A 23,870-nucleotide genomic window follows, 5' to 3' on the forward strand; every position below is an offset into this window, starting at 1 on the left:
TCAATACCGATTCCTAATCCACCCGTAGGAGGCATACCGTACTCAAGAGCTTCGATATAGTCATCATCCATCATATGAGCTTCATCATTACCTTGCTCGCGCTCTTTTAATTGAGCTTCAAAACGTTCCTTTTGATCGATTGGATCATTTAACTCAGTGAATGCATTCGCATGTTCACGAGCAACAATGAATAATTCGAAACGATCTGTGAATCGCGGATCTTCATCATTCTTTTTCGCAAGTGGTGAAATCTCTACCGGATGACCGTAAATAAATGTTGGTTGGATTAATTTATCTTCTACTTTTTGTTCGAAGAATTCATTAATAATATGACCAACTTCCATTGTATTCTTAATTTCTACATTATGTTCTTTTGCAAGTTCACGCGCTTCTTCTACACTCATTGGATTCCAGAAATCCGCTCCAGAGTGTTGCTTAATTGCATCTACCATATGAAGACGTGTCCATTCTGGTTCTAGATTAATTTCATAATCACCATATTGGATTGTTGTTGTACCCAATACTTTTTTCGCGATATGAGCAACCATATTTTCTGTTAGTTTCATAATATCATTATAATCAGCGTACGCCTCATATAATTCAATCATCGTAAACTCGGGGTTATGACGAGTTGATACACCCTCATTACGGAATACACGGCCGATCTCATAAACCTTTTCTAATCCGCCCACAATAAGACGTTTTAAATGAAGTTCAATTGCGATACGCATATATAATTCCATATCTAACGCATTATGGTGTGTAGTGAAAGGACGAGCAGACGCTCCACCTGCAATCGCGTGCATCATAGGCGTTTCTACTTCAAGATAACCGTTGTCATCTAAATATCTTCTCATTTCACGAATGATTTTACTACGAGTAACGAATGTTTCACGGCTTTCCATACTTGTAATTAAGTCCAAGTAACGTTGACGATAGCGTTGTTCAACATCTTTTAATCCATGGTATTTATCCGGTAATGGACGAAGAGATTTCGTTAAAAGTGTAAATCCTGTTACTTTTACTGAAAGTTCTCCAACGTTTGTTTTGAACACTTTACCTTCAATACCTACTAAGTCACCTAAATCTGCTGTCGTAAATAACTCGTACTCTTCGTCTCCAACAGTATCTTTACGAACATAAATTTGAACTTGCCCCTGTAAATCTTGAATGTGCGCAAATCCCGCTTTTCCTTTACCGCGTTTTGTCATAATACGACCAGCGATAGAAACAGTGATTGCTTTCTCTTCTAATTCTTCTTTAGAGAATTCTCCATATAGACTTACTAAGTCAGTTGTTGAATTTGTGCGTTCAAATCGTTTACCGAACGGATCGATCCCTTGTTCACGTAAGTTATGTAACTTTTCACGACGAACAAGCAATTGGTCGTTTAATTCTTCGTGGTTCATGTTATCCATGATATTGATATCACTCCAGCTCTATTAAATTTTATAATATATACAGTATAGCATTTTCTACTCAACTAGAAAAACTGCCAGCAACTAACTGGCAGTTCTTCTTTCTTTCACGTAATTATAGGAAGTGTATAGAAGAATGTCAATCTCCTATGCCCCCTTATTAACCAACGTAAATTGTTTGTTGTTTCGCTTCTACTTCTTCTACAAATGCACCTAATAAATTCGCAAGGTCTTCACGTGTGTTACAAATATTGATACCATTGCGCACACTTGCATTACCACGAACACCTTTTAAATACCAAGCTGCATGCTTTCTCATCTCTCTTACAGCGACATTCTCGTTCTTTAAATCGATAAGACGATCTAGATGCAGCATACATACATCAATTTTCTCACGCACTGTTGGTTCCGGCATTAATTCGCCTGTCTCTAAATACTTTACCGTACGATAAATCATCCACGGGTCTCCAAGAGCAGCGCGGCCAATCATAACTCCATCTACACCAACTTCATCAAGCATACGCTTTGCATCTTGCGGTGTTTCCACATCACCATTTCCGATAACCGGGATATTCACAGATTGCTTTACTTGTTTAATAATATCCCAATCCGCTTTCCCTTCATACATTTGCACTCGTGTACGTCCATGAACTGCTACCGCTTGCCCACCAGCACGCTCAACAGCTCTAGCGTTTTCAACTGCAAAAATATGATCTTCATCCCAACCAATACGCATTTTAACTGTAACTGGTTTTTCAACAGCATCTACAACTGCCGCTACCATCTCATATATTTTATTTGGGTCTAAGAGCCATTTCGCTCCCGCATCACACTTAGTGATTTTCGGCACCGGACAACCCATATTAATATCAATAATGTCTGCTGTCGTATATTTATCTACGTATTTCGCAGCATCTACAAGAGTTTCTTTCTCTCCACCAAAAATTTGTAAGCTTAATGGCTTTTCTCTCTCATCGATATATAACATATCTAATGTTCTTTTGTTATTAAGTAATATTGCCTTATCACTTACCATTTCAGCACAAACTAAACCTGCACCAAATTCTTTTACTGTCAAACGGAATGCAGAGTTACACACTCCCGCCATTGGTGCTAGTACAACTGGATTTTTCATCTTAATATTTGCAATCTTTAACACCCGACTTACTCCTTCCTTTACGGTCACTTTGGCATCAATTCGTCTATTGAAACGTTTAATGTTTTAGCGACTTCTACTACAAAATCTTGGGAAGGTGATCTATTGCCCCTCTCAACTTCACCTAAAACCGATACAGATACCCCTAATTCTTTCGCAAAACCTTCTTGCGTATAGCCTTTTAGCTTTCGAAAAGCACGAATGCGTCTTCCCCATTTTTCTGCTTCCATACCGTTACTCCCTCTCGCCTTTTCATTTCTTCTACTTGTGAACGTGAAATGTTTTGTTTTATATCTTGATTAATCTCTAACAACGGAACGATAACAAAAGCTCTTTCGAACATCCGCGGATGCGGAACAATAAGATTCTCTGCTTCAATATTTTCTTGATTATATAGTAAAATGTCAAGGTCGATAGTCCTCGGGCCCCATCTAATTTCCCTTTTTCTCCCTAGATCATTCTCTACCTTTTGTGTTACTTTCAATAATTCTTGCGGTGATAAATTGGTAAAAATTTTTATAGCTAAATTTAAAAAGCAATTTTGGTCAGTATAGCCAACCGGATCAGTTTCATATACAGACGAAACATCATCGACTTGGATATGCTGGTTTTTATTTAAAAACTGAATTGCTTCAGTTAAATAAATATAACGCTCCCCAATATTCGAACCTAATGCAATGTACGCTATATTATTCATGGACGTTCTCTCGTAATTTCTACCGCTACAGCACGATAATGCCCCGGTATCGGCGGATCTGGTTTAATTACCTTAATTGTACATTGTGAAATACTCTCATATTGTTTCAATATATCTGTAGCGATATTTTCAGCGATACTTTCTACAAGCTTATACGTTCTATCTTCAACAACTTTTCTACATAGTTCGAAAAGCTCCCCGTAATTGACAGAATGCTCTAATTCATCACTTTCTCCTGCACGTTTTAAATCCAACTCCACCGTTAAATCCACTTTAAATCTCTGACCCAATTTATTTTCTTCCGGGAATACACCATGATAACCGTAAAACTCCATATCATGGATATAAATTTTATCCAATTACTTTGCCCCCTTACCAATCATTGCATCCATCATCTTAGCCATACGCGCCATTTCTTTCACATCATGAACACGGATAAACTCACAGCCCTTTTCAATACCAAGACAAACGGTAGCGCCCGTTCCTTCAAGACGTTCCTCCACTGGTAAATCTAATACATGGCCAATAAAGGACTTTCTTGAAGTACCTAATAGAACTGGGTAACCCAGTACATTTAACTGCTCTAAATTACGCATCACTTCTAAATTTTGCTCAGGTGTTTTCGCAAAGCCAATACCTGGGTCTAAAATAATATTCTCATCTCGCACGCCCGCATCTTTAACAATTTTAATACTCTCATACAAATCAGCAATCATATCAGCCATTAAGTTGCGGTAGTTCATATTATCTCGGTTATGCATTAAGATAATAGGCACATCATAATAAGCTGCAACTTCAGCAATCTTCGGTTCCGCCTTCGCCCCCCAAATATCATTAATAATATGAGCACCAGCTTCAATCGCTTGTTTCGCAACTTCAGCTTTATACGTATCAATAGAAATAGGTATCTTTGCTTCTTTTGACACTGCCTGAATCATTGGAACAACTCGCTTTATTTCTTCTTCTACTGAAACTTTAGCGAAACCTGGTCGAGTAGATTCGCCGCCAATATCAATAATATGAGCACCTTCATTTTTCATTTCTTTCGCATGTCGTACTGCAGCATCTACTTCATTGTAACTCCCACCATCAGAAAATGAATCTGGCGTTACATTTAAAATCCCCATAATTAATGTCTTTTCATTTAAGTTCAATGTATATTCGCCGCAGCGCAAATCATAATCCCACTTCAAACTACACATCTCCTCTTCGTAATTCATTTCTGCTCCACAATTTCTCTCTCTGCACTCCATAAAGATCCATAAATCTTTTTGTAACCACTCCCACTTTACCCGGGAAATCTTTCTCCTCTATACGATAAAGGGGAACAATCTCTTGAATAGAGTTCGTTACGAACACTTCATCCGCTGAAAGCAATTCATCTTTTGTAAAGAAACCTTCCTTTACTTCTATATCTAGCTCTTCAGCAGCCTTTATAATAAACGCACGAGTGATTCCGTTTAAAATCCCTGTTTCTAATGAAGGAGTATATAAAATATCTCCTTTAACCAAAAAGACATTCGAAACAATACCCTCTGCAACATAACCTGTTTCGGTAAGAAAAATACCTTCCTTATTCACAACATTTCCAATTTCGCGTTTCCCTAAAATATTATTTAAATAATGATGGGACTTCAAGCGAAATGCACCCTCTGGTGTATTTCTCACTTGCTTTAAAATAACTCCTTCTTTTTCCACTACATTCCCTGGAGCTGCTAAAGGTTTTATAAAAACAATAACAGACGGTTCTTCATATACTTCCGTTTGTAATCCTATTTCATCTATACCCGCCGATACATTTAAGCGCACATATGCATGCTTTAACCCATTCTTAACGAGTAGATTCTTTAAAATAAGCATCACTTCATCTTTTGTCATTGTCCATTTGATTTGCAATATATCAAGCGCACCCATTAAGCGTTCATAATGATCATCCAATAAAAAGGGATGACCATTATAAATACGAAACGTCTCAAAAACCCCAAGCCCATATAAGTAACCGTGGTCATACGGAGAAATTTTCGCTTCACTCGCTTCTACATACGTGCCATTTACGTAAATTAACACGATGTCACACTTGGGGTATATTTGCGAATGAAATTCTGTAGCAACTCTTTCCCGTGAGAAGTCATAATAGATTCCGGATGGAATTGTACCCCTTCAATCGGCAACGTTTTATGACGAAGCGCCATAATTTCACCTTCTTCAGTCCAAGATGTTATCTCTAAACAATTCGGTAACGTCTCTTTTTTTACGATAAGAGAGTGATAACGTGTCGCGGTAAATGGATTTGGAATATCAGAAAAAATTGTCTGCCCATCATGATGCATTAAAGATGTTTTTCCATGCATCAAACGCTCTGCCCTGACAACATCCCCTCCAAATACTTGTGCAATGGATTGATGTCCAAGACAGACCCCAAAAATCGGGAGCTTACCTGCAAAATATTTAATAACATCCATACTGATTCCCGCCTCATTAGGACTACATGGACCTGGCGAAATCATTAAAAAATCTGGTTTCATGTTCTCAATATCCGAAATAGTCACTTCATCATTACGCTTAACAACAAGCTCTTGTCCAAGTTCTCCAAGAAACTGCACTAAATTAAATGTAAAAGAATCATAATTATCAATCATTAATATCATTTCTCTCACCTAACCGTTTCTTCGCTACTTTCTTTTGCACGCCATAAAGCGATTGCTTTTTTTAACGACTCTTTATATTCATCTTTTGGATTTGAATCAATTACAATACCCGCTCCAGCTTGCACATGCGCTTGTCCATCTTTAGCAAGCAGTGTTCGGATTACAATATTCAATTCCGTATCTCCAGAATAACCAATCCAACCAATTGAACCCGTATAAATCCCTCGACGAACAGGTTCTAATTCTTCAATAATTTCCATCGTACGTATTTTCGGGGCACCGGTAATTGTCCCACCAGGAAATACAGCCTTCACCAAATCGAAAGCATCTTTATCCGCTTCCACCTCACCACGCACATTAGAAACAATATGCATAACGTGTGAGTATTTTTCAATTACCATAAATTCATCTACTTCAACAGTGCCATATTTACAAACACGGCCCAAGTCATTTCGTTCTAAATCCACAAGCATTACATGCTCTGCTCTTTCCTTTTCGTTTTCAATTAATTCTTTCGCTAATTCCTCATCCTCTTGCTCACTTGCTCCTCGAGAGCGCGTACCAGCAATTGGTCTTGTACTCACTTCTTTTCCTTGCTTTTTAATTAGCAATTCAGGCGAAGCACTAACAATTTGAAAATCTCCAAACTCCAAGTAACCCATATATGGAGATGGATTAATTTCACGAAGACTTGTATATATTTCTAGCGGATGTGTTTGTAATGTTCTTTCTTGTCTTGTCGACAAGTTTACTTGAAACACATCACCCGCTCCAATATATTCTTGAATACGTTCAACAGCCTTCATAAAGCCCTCTTCCGTAAAAGCGACTGCTTCATTTTTCTTTTCAGGACATTCAAACGGCATAGTCACTTTGGGTGCTTCTTTCATCCAAAGACTCTTCCATTCATTTAATCGCTCTTCTGCCTCTTCACACTCATCTACATAATGCGTAATAATCCATAATACTCTCTCCTGTTGATCATACACAAACACGTCATCAAATAACAAAAAGAATATGTCAGGTATATTAATATCATCCTTCGCAAGAGAAGAAAGTTTTTCAATATAACGGATACAATCATAACTAAAGTATCCAATTGCCCCACCTTGAAAAGGTGGGTACTCCGGATTATAATCCGTTTTCCATTTCTCCATATACGCTTGCATTAAATCTAATGGATTCCCTCGCTTTATTGTTTCCTTACCACTTTCACTTATATGTAACGTCTCATTCTTACCCTGAATTACCGCTACTGGATCCATCCCAACAATGTTATAACGACCACCACGTCCACTTTCTAACAAAATATGTTGCGGCTTATCCTGAGAAAGAAATTTATATTGCTTAAAGAAATCTAACTGATATGGAATAGAAAGCGCTAAAGATTTTCTTCGTTGCATATCAACACCCCGTCTTCTGTTATCCACCCTCTTAAGCCAATCAACTCAAACTACATAAAATTATTTACATAGAGAATGATTATACTTGAGGGCTAGCGAAAATAAATAAATTAATTATACTACTTCTTATTTTACATGAAGTTTTCTAGTCATTCACTCTTTTCCTTTTTCCAATCAAAAAAGAAAAGCATCCTTTTTTTAAGGATGCTTTTCAAATCAAATTCACTTATGACTCAAATTGATAAAGTGGTGTACTTAAATAACGTTCACCGTTACTTGGGATAATAACAAGTACCTTTTTCCCTTTACCTAATTTCTTCGCAAGTTCTGTCGCTGCATAGACGACTGCTCCCGAAGAGATACCAACTAAAATTCCTTCTTCTCTAGCCACTCTTCTCGCATATTCGAACGCTTGCTCCGTTTTCACTTGAATAATTTCATCATATACCTCTACATCCAATGTCTCCGGAACAAACCCCGCTCCAATTCCTTGGATCTTATGTGGTCCCGGCTTTCCACCAGACAATACTGGTGAATCTGCAGGTTCTACCGCGTAAATTTTGATATCTTTATAAGCTTCTTTCAGCACTTCACCAGCACCTGTAATTGTTCCACCTGTACCAATACCTGCGATAAACGCATCCAATTGATCACCCATTTGTTCAACGATTTCTGGACCCGTTGTTATACGATGGATTTCTGGATTCGCTTGATTTTGGAATTGTTGTGGTATAAAGTATCCATGTTCTTCCGCTAATTCAGTTGCCTTTCGAATTGCTCCGCCCATTCCTTCAGGTCCTGGAGTCAATACTAATTCAGCACCGTAAGCACGTAATAAATTACGACGCTCAATACTCATTGTTTCTGGCATTACTAAAATTGCCTTATATCCTTTAGCAGCTGCTACCATCGCTAAGCCAATACCTGTGTTACCACTTGTCGGCTCAATGATTGTATCGCCCTCTTTTAATAATCCTTTATTTTCAGCATCTTCAATCATAGCTAACGCGATACGATCTTTAACACTGCTCCCCGGATTCATAAATTCTAATTTTAAGTATACATCTGCGCTGTCTGATTCTACGATGCGGTTCAACTTAACGATCGGCGTTTTCCCGATTAATTCTGAAACTGATTGTGCCACTCGCATTCCTGTCACTCCTAACACCGAGTATTTTTATTGGTTTTATCTATATTTAGATTTTGTCAGAAAATTCCCTATTTGTCAATCTATTTGGTCGGCTGATTCTCCGCCCAAACTTCTTTATTGCAGGTTCTCAATTAGACTTGTAATATCTTCTTTAGCGAATTTATATCGTTCATTACAGAAGTGACAGTGAACTTCCGTCTCTTCTTCTTCTGCACGAATTTGTTCTAACTCCGCTTTCCCTAAACTAATTAATACACTTTCAATACGCTCACGTGAACATGTACAATTAAATTGAACATCCATTGTTTCTAACACTTTCACTTTATCTTCTCCAAGCACTTCATACAGTAATTCTTCTGGAGAAAGACCTTGTTCGATTAATTGTGATACCTGCGGGATCTGTTGCAGACGCTCTTCAATAAATGAAATTGTTTCTTCCTGCGCACCTGGCATAATTTGAAGAATGAATCCACCCGCCGCTAATACGCTATCATCTCCATTTACAAGAACACCAACACCTACAGAAGAAGGTGTCTGCTCAGAAACCGCGAAATAATATGTGAAATCTTCACCTAGTTCTCCTGAAACAATTGGAGATTGACCGATAAACGGTTCACGCATACCGATATCTTTAATTACCGTTACAAATCCTTCTGTACCTACCGCTTGATATACACGTAATTTTCCTTGTTCCGTTCCTTCAAAATCAACATGTGGATTCGTTACATAACCACGTACATCCCCATTTGCATGAGCATCGACTAAGATAGGACCAATCGGGCCGTTACCCTCTACTTTAATCGTTAACTTCTGCTCGCCTTTTAACATAGCACCCATCATTGTACCCGCAGTTAAAGAACGACCAAGTGCCGCTGAAGCTGTTCTCCATGTATCATGACGTTTTTGCGCCTCACTTACTGTATTTGTTGTACGTACACTATAAGCACGAACCTCTCCATTAAACGCTAACGCTTTTACTAAATAATCTTTCATACTTATTTATTCACCCTTCTCATGTTGTAAATTTGCATTACGTTCATATAACATATACAAACCTTTTAACGTTAAAAACGGATCTACAACATCAATTACATTTGATTCTTCTGAAATTAATTTTGCTAATCCACCTGTTGCAATAACTTTCGGTTCTTGCTTAGCTTCTTCCTTCATACGCTTAACAATACCTTCCACTTGTCCAACGTATCCATAAAGAATACCTGATTGCATTGCACTTACTGTATTCTTCCCTATAACACTACTCGGTTTTGTAATTTCAATACGTGGAAGCTTTGCTGCTCTGCTATATAAAGCCTCTGCCGAAATCATAATTCCTGGCGTAATGACGCCACCCATATAATGCTTCTCTTCGTTAATATAACAATATGTAGTAGCCGTACCAAAATCAACAATAATAAGCGGACTTCCATATAAGTGGATTCCTGCTACTGCATTTACAATTCGGTCCGCGCCTACTTCACGTGGATTTTCATATTTAATATTCAAGCCAGTTTTTATCCCAGGCCCCACTACAAGCGGTTTAATTTTAAAATACTTTTCACACATACGCTCTAAAGCGAACATAATTGGCGGTACGACTGAAGACACAATAATACCTTTCACATCTTCAAAAGAAAGATCTTCATGCTCAAGTAACTGCTTTACAAGCATCCCATACTCATCTTCTGTTTTATGACGATCTGTTTCCATGCGCCAATGCTGACGAAGTTTCCCCTCTTCAAACACACCTAGTACCGCATTTGTGTTCCCTACATCCAATACAAAAATCATATTCTCACCACTTATCTTATTTAATCTATATTTGTGCAGTATGTATAAAACTTATAAAAACATCATATCACACATACTTATATAATCAGTTTTTCTATACTCATCATTGTACAAAAAGATTACTCTCTATTTCAATTTTTAATAATAGTTTCAGTTAAATTCTTTTGCCACTTAAATTCATTCCACAAAAAAAAGGAGTGACTATTGTCACTCCTTCATCTCTTACTTATCTTCTGTATCTTCATCGTCTTTCTTCATATTGATGTTTACTTTCACATCATCTGAAGATGTTGGACGCTCAGGTAATCTGCCATAATCATATAAATGATTAATTTGCTCTGCATCTAATGTTTCTACTTCAAGTAACGTTTTCGCGATAATATCAAGCTTATCTCGTTTTTCAGTAAGAATTTGTTGTGCACGAGCATAACAGCCTTTAATAATGACTTGCATTTCCACATCAATTTCATGCGCGATTGCATCACTGTAGTTTTGTTCTGAATGGAAGTCTCTTCCTAAGAATACCTGACCACCTTGTGAGCTACCAAATTGCATCGGTCCAAGCTTATCACTCATCCCGAATTCTGTAACCATACGTCTTGCAATACCAGTCGCACGTTGGAAGTCGTTGTGAGCACCTGTACTTGCTTCACCAAATACAATCTCCTCAGCTACTCGACCACCAAGTAAACCAGTGATTTTATCAAGTAACTCTGGTTTTGTCATGAAGTAACGATCTTCCTTCGGAAGCATTACCGCATATCCACCAGCTTGACCACGAGGGACAATTGTTACTTTATGAACGATATCTGCTTCATCAAGGACAACACCAATTACAGTATGGCCAGCCTCATGGAATGCAACAATATTACGTTCTTTTTCAGAGATAACACGACTTTTCTTAGCTGGACCTGCAATAACACGATCCGTTGCTTCATCGATGTCACTCATATCAATTTTCTTCTTATCTTGACGCGCAGCTACTAAAGCAGCTTCGTTTAATAAGTTTTCAAGATCGGCACCAGAGAATCCTGGTGTACGAGTTGCAATTGCTCTTAAGTTGACATTCTCATCAAGCGGTTTATTACGAGCGTGTACCTTAAGTACAGCTTCACGACCATTTACATCTGGACGATCTACTGTAATTTGACGGTCAAAACGTCCTGGACGTAATAACGCTGGATCAAGAATATCAGGACGGTTTGTCGCAGCGATGATAATAATACCTTCGTTTGCACCGAATCCATCCATTTCAACAAGCAATTGATTCAACGTTTGTTCACGCTCATCATGACCACCGCCAAGACCCGCGCCACGTTGACGTCCTACTGCATCAATTTCATCAATGAAAATGATACAAGGAGCATTTTTCTTTGCATTTTCAAATAAATCACGTACACGGGATGCACCGACACCGACGAACATCTCTACGAAGTCAGAACCACTAATAGAGAAGAACGGAACGCCTGCTTCACCTGCAACAGCACGTGCTAGTAAAGTTTTACCTGTACCTGGAGGTCCTACTAATAGAACACCCTTCGGAATACGGGCACCAACTTCAGCGAACTTACGAGGGTCTTTCAAGAATTCAACTACCTCAACAAGTTCTTGTTTCTCTTCATCCGCTCCAGCAACATCTCTGAAACGAATTTTTTTCTTTTCATCATTGTATAGCTTCGCCTTGCTTTTCCCGAAGTTCATAACACGGCTACCGCCGCCCTGAGCTTGGTTTAATAAGAAGAAGAATAAAATGAAGATAATGACAAACGGAATGATGGAAGTAAAGAACGTTACCCAAGCACTTGTTTCTTCTGCTGGTTGATACTTAACTTCAGCCCCTTGCGCTTTATCATTAATTTTCTTTTGTAATTCCTCAGTATTTGGTGCATAAGTAACAAATTGTTCTCCTTGGCTAGAAGTCTTGAATTGTCCCTTTACCTCAAACACACCATTTTTCGGTTGAAGCTGCACATTACGCACTTCACCTTTTTCAAGTTGAGTAATGAATTTATCGTAGCTAACTGATGTCGTTTTTTGCGTCGAACCATTAAAATAGCTTACGATCCCAATTACTACTAAGAATATCAGTAAATAAAAGATGGTATTACGGAAGATACGATTCATTCCTAACCTCCTCTCACGGCATAAACACTATAGTAAATCGTAACATAGAAAAAATTTCCTATACAATTGTAACGCCTATATTTAATTAATTTGAGTAAACACTTGGTTTTAATACTCCTACATAAGGAAGATTACGGTATTGCTCTTTATAATCTAATCCATATCCTACAACAAATTCATGAGGAACAGTAAATCCAACATAATCTGCTTTCAGGTCAACCTTACGGCCTGTTGGCTTATCTAATAACGTAACAATTTTTACAGATTTCGCTTTACGATATTTAAACAGGTCTACTAAATAGCTTAGTGTAAGACCGCTATCAATAATATCTTCAACGATTAAAATATCGCGACCTTCTACCGAAGTATCAAGATCTTTTAAGATTTTTACTTCGCCTGTCGAAACTGTAGAGTGACCGTAGCTAGATACAGCCATAAAATCCATTTCAAGATATGTATCTGTTCTCTTTAATAAATCTGCCATAAATGGCATTGCGCCCTTTAGTACACCAATCGCAAGAGGTACTGTATTTTTGTAATCCTCTGCAATAACTGCACCTAGTTCGTGCACCTTTTCTTGTATTTGTTCTTCAGAAATTAATACTTTTTCGATATCTTGATTCATCATTTCATTATCCTCCCGGAAGACTCCTTGCTTTTGTAGTGAATAATCAGGTATTTACCCTTCTTTGCTAGCCCTTTCGAAGTAGCAAATGCAGATCGTTTCAACAAGGGTACCCAAATAATATTTCCACTTGCGTCACAAACGATCGGCCATTCTTCTCTTTTTTCTTTTGGTACTTTCGCTTCGATAAAAACAGCTTTTATCTTTTTTGTACCATCCATACCTTGCATTGACATGCGATCTCCATTTTCCCTAGACCGAATACGAAGTGGATACGATATATCATTATACTTAGCAACAAATACTGTTTCATTCATGTTACTCGGTATATCTTCGCTCACCTCTGTTACAAGTTTATCCCCATTCGGCAATATAATTGTCCCAGGTACTGATAAATCTTGCGAAAAAGGAGAAACAATTTCTTGTTTAAATCCAAAACCACATTCTTCGTATGTACGAACAATTTTCAAATCACCTGGAAAATCTAGTGAACCTGAAGGTTGTGCCCGCTTAAAAAATTCAATCACCTTGTCAATATGTATAGAAGAAAGCGAAGATGGAATCTTATATTCATAAAGATAGTTTAATATTAGTTGAATCCCTCTTCTTTGTAAAGGCATAGACATGGATTCAAAGGCAGGAATTGATAAGCTAATTTGTTTATCGCTTTTTTTTGTAATTACTTTATTCATTTTCTCAAAAGCTAATTCCTGCAAATAAGCCTCATCCTCTTGCATCTGCACGCTAAATTTTTGGAATTTCTCATGCATTTGTGGATTTTCTTCTTTCAAATAAGGAAGGACATATTTACGTAATCGATTCCTTGTATATACTTCTTTTTTATTACTCGGATCTATACGCGGAATAACTTTTAATTTATTACAGTAATCAACAATTTCTTCCTTAGTTACCCCAAGTAACGGCCTAATTAAATATCCATTATGAAAAGATCGCTTCACTACAATTCCTGCGTATCCTTTCGGAGTACTCCCTCGTACAAGGCGCATTAAAATCGTCTCTACTTGATCATCTCCATGGTGACCAAGAGCTACATATCTCGCATCATATTTCTTCATTATTCTTTCCAAAAATGCATATCTGCATTCTCTAGCTGCAACTTGTGCATTCATTCCATATTGCTGTTGATATTGCGACACATTAATCCTTAGCGTTTCACAAATAACTCCTAGCTCTTTGCAAAGAGCCTGTACAAACTGTAAATCCTCATAAGATTCATTACCTCTAAACATATGGTCCACATGTGCTACTACAATTTCGAGCTGTTTTTCTGCCCTTTTTTCTAACAAATAATATAAAAGAGCCAAAGAGTCAGGACCACCAGAAACCCCTACAACAATTGTTGAATGTTTCTTTAATACATCATGCTGCTTTACAAAGTCATCTACTTTTTCAACAAATGCATCTTTCAACTTCGCAATCACCTTTCATTAAACAAGAACAACAACATTAGTTACCTTGTATATAATGGTACAACTTTTACAAACATTGTGCAAAAAAAAGATGTACAAAATCCACATTTTTATCTTACATCCCTCCTGTATATTTAACAAAGTAATCACATTACCTTTTTAATCAAAAAAACCTAGGCATCTACCTAGGTTTTTTTGATTATTTTATTGCGCCTGCATTCCTACTATTGGAATCGTAGCCCACTTCGGCATATTTTTCTTTACTTTCGCCACCACAATAGTCATATCATCATTTATATAACCATCACCAGAGCGAATTACTTCTTCCATAATAATATCAGCAATTTCCTGTGGATCCTCTGTTTGTAGTTCTTTAATTTTACGTTTTATCCATAATTCATGATTCTCCACATGTTGCGCTCCCTCAAAAATGCCGTCACTCATCATGATAAGAAGATCACCCGTTTTTAATTGCTCACCAACTACATCAACTTCAACATCTTCAATGATTCCCATCGGCAAGTTACTTGCCTCAATTTTCAAAATATTATTTCCGCGTTTAACAAAACTCGGCGTCGATCCAATCTTTAAAAACTTCGCACTCGCATCCCGTAAATCTACCATAGCCAAGTCAAGCGTTGTATACATCTCCTCTGTCGTCCTTAAAGAAAGAATCGAATTGATGGACTTAATCGCTATTTCTTCATCAATACCTGATTGAAGTATCTTTTGTAATAATTTTACCGTTTCCCTACTCTCCATATGAGCCCTTTGTCCATTTCCCATACCATCACTAATCGCAAGTGCATATTTACCAACGCTCAAATCCATCATCGCGTAGGAATCACCTGAAACAAACCCGCCACCTTTTGCAGCTGTGGCCAATCCTGTATCAAGAGAATACGTCTTCGCTGAACCAAATGATATTAAACTGTGCCCATTTGGATATGAGGATTTCTCTTCATGCTTAACGACGATATTCTCTTTTAAAATATCTGAAAGCATTGGAGCAACCAACTTCTCACATTCCCCATGTTCATTAGATACAGCCGGAATCAACATTTCAATATCAATACTTCCTCTATCTAAACAATAAATATCAACATGCTCCACTTCGACACCAAAATCACGAAACGCTTGTAAAATTTGCTCCTCCTGCGCTTGATGGTTCTCTCTTTCTCGTTGTATCTCCTTAGCGAAATCCTCCATCACTTTTGATACACCTAGTAATTGCTCCGCTACAATTCTACGATTTTCCTTCATTTGTTTTCTTAATTTCTGTCCCTCATAGAAGTGATCTAATTCACCCGCTACTAAATCCGTTACTTTCTTCCCTCTCACACAATGCTTGTCCCATTCACGAACTAACTTCCGATTATGCTGCAGCGTTCCTTCTTCTGTTTCACTCATTATTTGTTTCATATAATCGTATGTTTTATCAAAATTAACTACCCAACATTGATCCTTCTTAAAGCATGTTTGACATGTTTTTGCAGTAATTGTACTTAAAAATAAATCAGCTTCTGTTTCTTTATCTTCCTCCTCCACATACCCATATACAGAAAAGCTATTGGACAAAGCAGCAAATACATTAGCAAATTGATTGATTTTGTTCGCTGTAACATCGCGCACTCTTCTTAAATATTGTTGTTGATCTTGTGAATGCTCCTGTGTACCTGGCATAAACTTAGCAATACGATCCATAACAAGCTTCGGCGTTAATAAGAAGAAAACAATTGCTACACCAGATTCAATTAAAGTTGTTACAATACTTGTTTGCTTGTCTACATATAATGTAATTAAGCTTGTACCAATTAATAAACCTAAACTAACTCCTATACGCTTCCCTTCCTTTAACAATCCCCCAAGCAATCCTGAAAAGGCAAGGAGACTAAGTTGAGACAAGCTAGCCACATTCGCTAAACTTAATATTAACCCAGTGACAACTCCTACTGTGGACCCTGTAGCTGCCCCTGCAATAAAGGCAAATACTAATACTAAATATCTAGTAAAAATATGTTGAATAGAAGCATCATAAACAAACCAATCCGTTGTGCCCGTTAAAACAGATGCTAGTAATATAATTAAACAAACAATTTCTTCTGTTTCTAACGCTTGTTGCTTCCCTTTCCTTTCCACTAAAAGCGGAACACTTTGTAAAAATATCATCGTTAATACGAAGCTAAGCCCCGCTTCGATCGTACTGACGAGCAGATCATACATGGTGACGGTTTGCTGTGCAAAATATACAACAACTAAATGTGCGGTTAATGCGGAGATAAATACTTGGAATGGTACAAGTCCAACAGTTTTACGTGTAAACCGACTAAAGAAGATATTATAAATAAAGAAGGTAAAGATAGATGCAAAAGTAAAAAATAAATTGTCTATTGAAACTGAAAGTGCTCCCCCCATTAGGGCTAAGAACGCGAGCGGCATTTTATCTCGCTTCATAACATAAACAGCAGCAAAAAACGGCAATGCAAACGGTAAAATGTTTGTTAATATATATGCTCGTCCCAAAAGAAAACCAATAACAGCAATAATGAATCCCCATCTAAAGAAAACTTGTTCAAACTTCATTCGCAACTTACTCGTCCACTTTATTGTTCCAAGCTGACTTTCATTCATCGCCAATGCACTTGTGTTCATAGTATTCCTTCCTACTTTAGGCATATGTTTAACACCACCTGCATAGTTTAATTACTGTTATTATAAAAGATGATTATTGGGTTTTTTGTCAAAACAACAGTTTTGACTTTTATAATCGTTCGACTTTTTATTCGAAATAAATCTACATATATACATAGTATTTAATTTATTTAAAGCGAGTTGAAAGAATGTTCAGAAAATATAGGGTGATTTTGTAGAAGTATTGTACGTCTTAATTTATATTTAACAAAAAAAGATCATGCAAATTTGCATGATCTTTTTAGATGACCCGTACGGGATTCGAACCCGTGTTACCGCCGTGAAAGGGCGGTGTCTTAACCACTTGACCAACGGGCCGTTAAATTAAATATAGCGGCGGAGGGGATCGAACCCCCGACCTCACGGGTATGAACCGTACGCTCTAGCCAGCTGAGCTACACCGCCATGTCGTCGTATTTAACGGACAATTAGTATCTTACATCAGATACGTTTTAAAGTCAACACATCTCAAAAACTTTTTTAAAATATATTCTCTCACATAAAAAAGTACCCGAGTAATCACTCTGGGTACCTCTCTATATGTTAAGAATTAAACGGACTTATTATCCGCGACGTGCGCCACGGCCACCACGTTTAGATTCTGTGTTACGCTTTAAAGAAGTTAAACGATCTTCACTATCTTTTAAAAAGCGTGCCATCTTTTGCTCAAATGTTTCTTTTGGAGCTCGTTCGTTACCGCCACCGCGGTTATCTCTGTTGGAAGAACGATTATTATTACGTTGTGGACGTCCAGAACGTTGTTGATCACCACCACCACGTTGGTATTCACCACGTGGACGATCTCCTTCTGTTTTTTCACGTTCTTTCGCTTTCTTAATAGATAGGCCAATTTTGCCATCTTTTTCAACATTGATAACTTTTACTTCTACTTGGTCGCCTACTTTTAAGTGATCGTTAATATCTTTCACATAATTATCAGCAACTTCACTAATATGAACAAGACCTGTTAAGCCTTCTGGCAGCTCAACAAAAGCCCCAAAATTTGTAATACCTGTTACTTTACCCTGTAACTTGCTGCCTACCTCGATTGACATAAAAAAAATGCTCCTCCTTAGTGGTTAAAAAGTCAAATTTTACTTTATTATATATAATCCTAAAATACAGTGTCAATAAGACATACTCTACTTAGAAACAGGAAAAATTATCTCCCCTTTTCCGGAGAAGAAATAATCCCTTCTAGCAATCTTTAAAACGTACTCTTCATCATTCAACTTTTGAACTTCATCTTTTAGATTCTTTTCTTTTTTCGTTAATGAATCCAGTTCTTTTTTCATGTCCTTAACTTTCGCTTCTTTTGCTTTAATGGAACTGTTTTGTTGATAAAACGTCACACTAATACTAGCAATAATTGTAAAAGCAAAGACAAGAAAAACCGCTAAACGGCGATAAAGTCGCTTCCTGTTCTCATCCGTTTGTATTATATGTTCTTTAACAGGATTTGGACTTTGTTTTTCGATTGTTCTTTGTCTCAGTTCCCTCATTTCCGAGGTCCCCCTAACTTCTTTTTTATACGCACCCATAATTGGAAGATATGTCCCTTCAATTTTGCTACATATTGCAGGAACCCTACATGCTTCATTATAAAAAGTTTAACACGATTAGGGAGAAGTTTCCATATGAGCGAAGCAATAAACCGAACAGGCGAGAAAAAAACTTTCCATATGAAAAGTAATATCCAAATCACCATTTTCCATAACACATGTCCAATTGAAAGCAGTATACGAAATAAGAATAATATAAATGCAATAAATAGCTGTGCTATAATAATAACAGGTTTTATCATGAGTAGCTGTATAATTCGAACAAAAAATTGTGTTGTTTGTACAAAAATATAGATGAGAAAATTTAACATCTTCATGTATAGTGCTTTCAATAAGCTTTGATATGCTGCAAAACCACATAGTAACGCCAAAAATACATATATACGTAGTTCGGCTTCATTTACACGCAGTAATACATAAAAAACGAATAATGCTTGGACAATCCAAAATAGTATATCATGTATAAATACAAGCCAACGTTTACGCTCTTGGCGTTTTAAAAACCGTTGGTATGTATCTAAAGAAGCACCAATCCAAGCACCCATTCCAATCATTGAAAGCATTGTATACAACTGAATTGTTAGGCTCATTTAAACAACTTACTAAAGAAGCCTTTAGTTTTCTCCCCTTGGTTCTCATCAATATACAGCATTTCATGAACTTTCCCTTTAATTGATACAACACCCTTTTCTACATCTAAATTCTTCATTTGCAAATTTTGACCACGAATTGTTAAAAAACCCATTACAGTCTCAAGTAAAAACTCTTCGCTATCAAAACTCTCTACTTGCTTTACACCAGTAATATCGATTACACGTCTGCCACGCATGATAATATCATGCTCTACAGAAACATTTTGTTGATTAGAAGACATTGGTGAGTAACCATTATTCACGAAAATCCCCCCATAGCTTTATACTAGCTAATAGTAATGTATGAAGGGCTAACCTATTTTAGAACAAGCCTTCTTCCGCTTTTACTTTTTCCTCACGAACGAGACTATACATGTTTGCTGCATCTTCTTTTTTAGTTGTTTCTTTCAATTCATTTACTTTCACAGTTACTATTTTTTGCCCGAAACGAATTGTTAATTCATCCTCTACCTTCACATCTGAACTCGCTTTTGCCACTTGGCCATTAATCGAAATTCTTCCTTGGTCAGACACTTCTTTTGCTAATGTTCTTCTTTTAATTAAACGTGATACTTTCAAAAATTTATCTAGACGCATATCAAATCCCCCTATTAACGCTCTGTTTGTTTTGCCTCTTCCCATAAAATATCTAACTGTTCTAATGATAAATCTTGCATTTCCTTATTCATTTCAGCTACTTTTGCTTCCATGTATAAAAAGCGAGCCATAAATTTCTCATTAGTTGAACGTAACGCTTCTTCTGGATCTAATTTATAATGACGAGCTATATTAACAAATGCAAATAGTAAATCACCAAATTCACCTAGCATCTTTTTCTCATCCATGTTTACAACTTCTTGTTGGAATTCTTGCCATTCTTCTAAGGCCTTCTCTATCATCGGCTGCACATCAACCCAATCAAATCCAACCTTTCCAGCTTTCTTCTGAATTTCATAAGCACGCATTAGCTGTGGCAAGCTTTTTGGAATACCCGCTAAAACAGATTCTTTCACGAATCCCTTTTCTTGTTTTTTAATTTCTTCCCAATTTGCAATCACTTCATCAGCATTATTTACATCCGTATTCCCAAACACATGCGGATGACGACGAACCATTTTCTCAGCTAAAGTCCGAATAATATCATCTATAGAGAACCAACCTTCATCCTCTCCAATTTGAGCATGAAGCATAACTTGTAATAATATATCACCCAGTTCTTCTACTAAATGATCATCATCCTCTTCATCAATTGCTTCTAGCACTTCATATGCTTCTTCAATTAAGTATTTCTTTAAAGATTGATGAGTTTGTTTTTTATCCCACGGGCAACCATTCGGTCCACGCAGTTCCGCAATAATTCCTCTAAGCACATCAAACTGCTGATACAAAGACGCACGTTCCTTAACCGGGGGTACATATACACTCGTTAAATTATTTAACTCCGTTTCATGATCTAACATGTATAACGGTACCTTTTTTACTTGCTCAAATGAAGTTCCTGCAGCTGTTACGATATACACTTCATAATCATCTGGCAACATCTCCATTAACATCAGTTTCACATCTGAAGCAACGAACGCATCATACACTTGGCAAAAGATTAAATGTTGACGTAATTCTAATTGTCCTCTTTCAAATGATGTAGCATCAATTAATTGGAATCCTTCAATCGGATCAATCTTTAGGCTCGCAAACATCGGATCAAGGAAACTTTGTCCACCTTCAATTCGCACTTCAATATTTGCTACTTCTCCTTTTTCCAAAAGTAGCTGAACGGTTCTTTCTGCTACAAGCGGATGACCAGGAACTGCATAAATAATTTCTGTACCTTTCGCTTGTTCTAACAACCTATTCGCGATTGTTTCATATACGATTTCAAATGTATCATGCGCTTCGTATACCTCGTCAAAAGCTGTATATTTTATACCTTCTTGCTCCAATTCTTCTATAACTGGGTGTTCCTTCGTTCTAACAAACATATGATCCGCTTCTTTTATCTTTCGATATACGCCCATCGTTAACTGATCTAACTCACCAGCACCTAATCCTAAAATAGTAATAATTCCACTCACAACCAGTCACCTCTATCCACTCTTCTTCAATGAACCTTCTTTTTTCTCTTGTTTCATAACGGTTCCTAATTCTTCTTTTGTAAATACACGTAATTTTAAAATTAAAAACATATATGCTAATCCGCCGATAGCTACACCTAACAGCGCTTCAACCGTCGCAATTCCTCTATGTCCTGTATCAATTACTAATCCAGACATTCGCAACATACGCATAAAGATTATTAATACAAACCCCATACCGATACCACTAATAACCACACTTAACATATTCCGCCTATCAATAAGCGGCTCCGATACAGCTCGCATAAGCAACACACTATTTAGCAAGGCAATTACAATAAGCGCAACTAAAGTTGCAATTGCAGCTCCCTTCACACCAAAATACGGCATTAATATATAGTTTAAAGCTAGCTTTAAACTACCTCCAAATACAACGAATATTGCTGGTTTTAATGTTTGTCCCACTCCTTGTAAAATAGAAGCAGTTGTAATTGACAATGAACTAAATAAAATAGATAAAGATAAAATCGATAACACATCTGATCCATCACTATTTTCAAACAACATAATATTTGTAGGTTGAATAATACAAGTTAATCCAATAGCAGCTGCAAATCCAATAACAAATGTTATTTTCATTGCTAACTTTACCTTTTCTTGAATAAATGAAAGATCTCCTCTTTCTTTCGCCGCTGTAATAATAGGAATAAGTGACAATGAGAAAGAAGTTGTCACAACAGTACCTAATTGCATAAGCGGGATACTTCTATCATAAACACCTTTTAGTACCTTTGCATTTTCAACTTGCTCTCCCGCGCGAATAAGCAAAGTATAAAAGGAAATAGAATCCGCCATTTGTATAAAAATAAGGACTAAATTACTAACACAAATCGCTAATCCCTGCCAAAAAAGGATTCGAATAATCCTTTTTTTATCTCCAATTCTCTTCCAACTTTTAAAGAAAATAGCATGGAAATCATGACGCATATAAAATAAAAGTACGATAATCCCAATAAGCCCGCCTGCAATTGAACCTAGCATAGCACCCGCACCAACTGTATATAAATCAAATCCATGAGCAATAAGGAATAGTGATAAAAATACAATAATAGAAACACGAATTGTTTGTTCAATTACTTGCGAAACAGCCGTCGGCATCATATTATTGAATCCTTGAAAATATCCTCTCGCTACAGATAAAAATGGCATTAGTAGGAATGAAAACGAAATAACACGTAATAATTTATCTAAATGTATATCACCCATAGCCGATGCAATTGTTTCGGCCCCAAAGAATAATGTAAAAAACCCTATAAATCCAATTCCTAATAAAAACCAAAAAGATACACAAATAATTTCTTCTGCTTCTTTTTGTTTTCCTCGTTCTAATCTTTCTGCGACCATTTTTGAAATAATAATGGGAAACCCATAAGTGGCTAAAATTAAACAAAATCCATAAAATGGATAAATTTGTTGGTAAATATAAAAACCAACATCACCCGCTATATTTTGATATGGAATACGGTAAAAAGCGCTTAATACCTTTGTAACAAAACTTGCGATTGTTAATATAATAGCCCCACGCCAAAAGGCTTGGTACTTCTTCGCTTCCATACAAGAAAACTCCTTTTTCTATTCTCACCCCTCGTATTATATCACAAAGAAAAACTGTCTCTCCTTCATATTCCTTACATTCACTGACTTCTTTCAACAGCAAAAATACTCAATGAAAAAAGGTAGCAAAGCGCTACCTTCATTCAATGCTTATATCTCCAAATAGTTAATTTCTCAAATAGAAATATCATAATTAGGAAAGATTGCTACTTATAGAAATTACACTTCACTACTGCTCCATTTGTTTCGCTAAAAAACTTGCAGCTGTATTTACTGACTTATGCTCTACTTCACTTATAATAGCTTCTTTAGAGAAGATAATAACAGCCCCAATTGGATCCCCATTCGCAACAATCGAGCCAATTGTATAGGAGCTGACTTTTTCTGTTACTCCATCAATAATTGAAATTTCACTTTCATCTGTCATAATTACAGACTTGCGCTCTTCCATTGTCTTCTCAATTAAATCGCCAACACTTTTATTTAAGTATTCTTTTTTAGATGCGCCTGCTACTGCGATAATAGAATCACGATCGCATACAAGTACATTATGTCCTAAGCTATCATATAAAGCTTCCGTATATTCTTTTGCAAAATTACCTAGTTCACTAATCGGAGAATATTTCTTTAAAATGACTTCTCCATCGCGATCAACAAATATTTCTAGTGGGTCCCCTTCTCGAATACGTAAAGTTCTACGAATTTCCTTTGGGATTACTACCCTGCCTAAATCATCAATTCGACGTACGATTCCAGTTGCTTTCATTCTATGCTGCCTCACTTTCTACTGATGATCAAAGTGGTGAATTTACCTGTTCATGTAAAAATCACCAACTATTAAACATAGTATTTTACACATT

The 23,870-nt window shown here is 36.8% G+C and carries 24 protein-coding genes and 2 tRNA genes (1 of these 26 cut by a window edge); all 26 read right to left on the reverse strand.

The window, feature by feature from the left end:
• Positions 1-1,418 carry the 5' portion of a lysine--tRNA ligase gene (lysS, locus tag ACE38F_RS01215; RefSeq protein ID WP_002107326.1) on the reverse strand. 82 nt of this gene lie to the left of the window's left edge, so the window shows 1,418 of its 1,500 coding nt (coding positions 1-1,418); its start codon is at positions 1,416-1,418; its stop codon lies beyond the left edge, outside the window.
• Between the two features lie 160 nt (positions 1,419-1,578).
• A complete protein-coding gene (dusB, locus tag ACE38F_RS01220; RefSeq protein WP_215554954.1) occupies positions 1,579-2,577 on the reverse strand; it encodes a tRNA dihydrouridine synthase DusB in 999 nt (332 codons plus the stop codon).
• Between the two features lie 23 nt (positions 2,578-2,600).
• Positions 2,601-2,804: a helix-turn-helix domain-containing protein gene (locus ACE38F_RS01225; RefSeq protein ID WP_002009706.1), complete on the reverse strand. Its 204-nt coding sequence runs from the start codon at positions 2,802-2,804 to the stop codon at positions 2,601-2,603.
• Positions 2,756-3,271: a 2-amino-4-hydroxy-6-hydroxymethyldihydropteridine diphosphokinase gene (folK, locus tag ACE38F_RS01230; protein ID WP_215554953.1), complete on the reverse strand. Its 516-nt coding sequence runs from the start codon at positions 3,269-3,271 to the stop codon at positions 2,756-2,758. Before folK ends, ACE38F_RS01225 begins: the two co-directional genes overlap by 49 nt.
• Complete coding sequence (gene folB, locus ACE38F_RS01235; protein ID WP_375371366.1) at positions 3,268-3,630, reverse strand: dihydroneopterin aldolase; 363 nt, start codon at positions 3,628-3,630, stop codon at positions 3,268-3,270. Before folB ends, folK begins: the two co-directional genes overlap by 4 nt.
• Entirely contained in the window at positions 3,631-4,491 is an 861-nt protein-coding gene (gene folP / locus ACE38F_RS01240; RefSeq protein WP_375371365.1) for a dihydropteroate synthase, read from the reverse strand.
• On the reverse strand, positions 4,466-5,338 hold the full coding sequence (gene pabC, locus ACE38F_RS01245; RefSeq protein WP_375371364.1) for an aminodeoxychorismate lyase: 873 nt from the start codon (positions 5,336-5,338) through the stop codon (positions 4,466-4,468). Before pabC ends, folP begins: the two co-directional genes overlap by 26 nt.
• The gene (gene pabA / locus ACE38F_RS01250) at positions 5,332-5,919 is read right to left on the reverse strand and encodes an aminodeoxychorismate/anthranilate synthase component II (RefSeq protein ID WP_215554950.1); all 588 of its coding nucleotides are present in this window, start codon (positions 5,917-5,919) and stop codon (positions 5,332-5,334) included. Before pabA ends, pabC begins: the two co-directional genes overlap by 7 nt.
• Positions 5,920-5,924: 5 nt before the next feature.
• Positions 5,925-7,322: an anthranilate synthase component I gene (trpE, locus tag ACE38F_RS01255; protein ID WP_375371363.1), complete on the reverse strand. Its 1,398-nt coding sequence runs from the start codon at positions 7,320-7,322 to the stop codon at positions 5,925-5,927.
• Positions 7,323-7,548: 226 nt separating this feature from the next.
• Entirely contained in the window at positions 7,549-8,472 is a 924-nt protein-coding gene (cysK, locus tag ACE38F_RS01260) for a cysteine synthase A (protein WP_375371362.1), read from the reverse strand.
• A 114-nt stretch (positions 8,473-8,586) separates the two neighbouring features.
• A complete protein-coding gene (gene hslO, locus ACE38F_RS01265) occupies positions 8,587-9,465 on the reverse strand; it encodes a redox-regulated molecular chaperone HslO (RefSeq protein WP_375371361.1) in 879 nt (292 codons plus the stop codon).
• A 6-nt stretch (positions 9,466-9,471) separates the two neighbouring features.
• A complete protein-coding gene (locus ACE38F_RS01270; protein ID WP_375371360.1) occupies positions 9,472-10,260 on the reverse strand; it encodes a type III pantothenate kinase in 789 nt (262 codons plus the stop codon).
• A gap of 222 nt (positions 10,261-10,482) precedes the next feature.
• On the reverse strand, positions 10,483-12,384 hold the full coding sequence (ftsH, locus tag ACE38F_RS01275; RefSeq protein ID WP_215554946.1) for an ATP-dependent zinc metalloprotease FtsH: 1,902 nt from the start codon (positions 12,382-12,384) through the stop codon (positions 10,483-10,485).
• Between the two features lie 85 nt (positions 12,385-12,469).
• The gene (gene hpt, locus ACE38F_RS01280) at positions 12,470-13,012 is read right to left on the reverse strand and encodes a hypoxanthine phosphoribosyltransferase (protein WP_002124550.1); all 543 of its coding nucleotides are present in this window, start codon (positions 13,010-13,012) and stop codon (positions 12,470-12,472) included.
• Entirely contained in the window at positions 13,009-14,439 is a 1,431-nt protein-coding gene (gene tilS, locus ACE38F_RS01285) for a tRNA lysidine(34) synthetase TilS (protein ID WP_375371359.1), read from the reverse strand. The genes hpt and tilS overlap by 4 nt, the downstream gene beginning before the upstream one ends.
• 204 nt (positions 14,440-14,643) lie before the next feature.
• Complete coding sequence (gene spoIIE / locus ACE38F_RS01290; RefSeq protein ID WP_215554944.1) at positions 14,644-17,115, reverse strand: stage II sporulation protein E; 2,472 nt, start codon at positions 17,113-17,115, stop codon at positions 14,644-14,646.
• A 261-nt stretch (positions 17,116-17,376) separates the two neighbouring features.
• Positions 17,377-17,448: transfer RNA gene (locus ACE38F_RS01295), tRNA-Glu, on the reverse strand.
• A 13-nt stretch (positions 17,449-17,461) separates the two neighbouring features.
• Positions 17,462-17,535, reverse strand: a tRNA-Met gene (locus ACE38F_RS01300).
• Between the two features lie 158 nt (positions 17,536-17,693).
• Positions 17,694-18,185, reverse strand: coding sequence for a S1 domain-containing RNA-binding protein (locus ACE38F_RS01305; protein ID WP_215554943.1), 492 nt, complete (start codon positions 18,183-18,185; stop codon positions 17,694-17,696).
• Positions 18,186-18,272: 87 nt separating this feature from the next.
• Entirely contained in the window at positions 18,273-18,632 is a 360-nt protein-coding gene (gene divIC, locus ACE38F_RS01310) for a cell division protein DivIC (protein ID WP_002124547.1), read from the reverse strand.
• Entirely contained in the window at positions 18,629-19,282 is a 654-nt protein-coding gene (yabQ, locus tag ACE38F_RS01315) for a spore cortex biosynthesis protein YabQ (protein ID WP_002091573.1), read from the reverse strand. Before yabQ ends, divIC begins: the two co-directional genes overlap by 4 nt.
• Positions 19,279-19,587, reverse strand: a complete 309-nt coding sequence (yabP, locus tag ACE38F_RS01320) for a sporulation protein YabP (protein WP_001059101.1) — start codon at positions 19,585-19,587, stop codon at positions 19,279-19,281. Before yabP ends, yabQ begins: the two co-directional genes overlap by 4 nt.
• 58 nt (positions 19,588-19,645) lie before the next feature.
• A complete protein-coding gene (locus ACE38F_RS01325) occupies positions 19,646-19,921 on the reverse strand; it encodes an RNA-binding S4 domain-containing protein (protein ID WP_002009677.1) in 276 nt (91 codons plus the stop codon).
• Between the two features lie 14 nt (positions 19,922-19,935).
• Positions 19,936-21,396: a bifunctional methyltransferase/pyrophosphohydrolase YabN gene (gene yabN, locus ACE38F_RS01330; protein ID WP_375371358.1), complete on the reverse strand. Its 1,461-nt coding sequence runs from the start codon at positions 21,394-21,396 to the stop codon at positions 19,936-19,938.
• 12 nt (positions 21,397-21,408) lie between these two features.
• The gene (locus tag ACE38F_RS01335) at positions 21,409-23,010 is read right to left on the reverse strand and encodes a putative polysaccharide biosynthesis protein (protein WP_375371357.1); all 1,602 of its coding nucleotides are present in this window, start codon (positions 23,008-23,010) and stop codon (positions 21,409-21,411) included.
• Between the two features lie 229 nt (positions 23,011-23,239).
• Positions 23,240-23,776, reverse strand: coding sequence for a stage V sporulation protein T (gene spoVT, locus ACE38F_RS01340; protein WP_215554940.1), 537 nt, complete (start codon positions 23,774-23,776; stop codon positions 23,240-23,242).
• Between the last annotated feature and the right edge of the window lie 94 nt (positions 23,777-23,870).

It is taken from the genome of Bacillus altaicus (genome assembly GCF_042136375.2).
Classification (GTDB): domain Bacteria; phylum Bacillota; class Bacilli; order Bacillales; family Bacillaceae_G; genus Bacillus_A; species Bacillus_A cereus_U.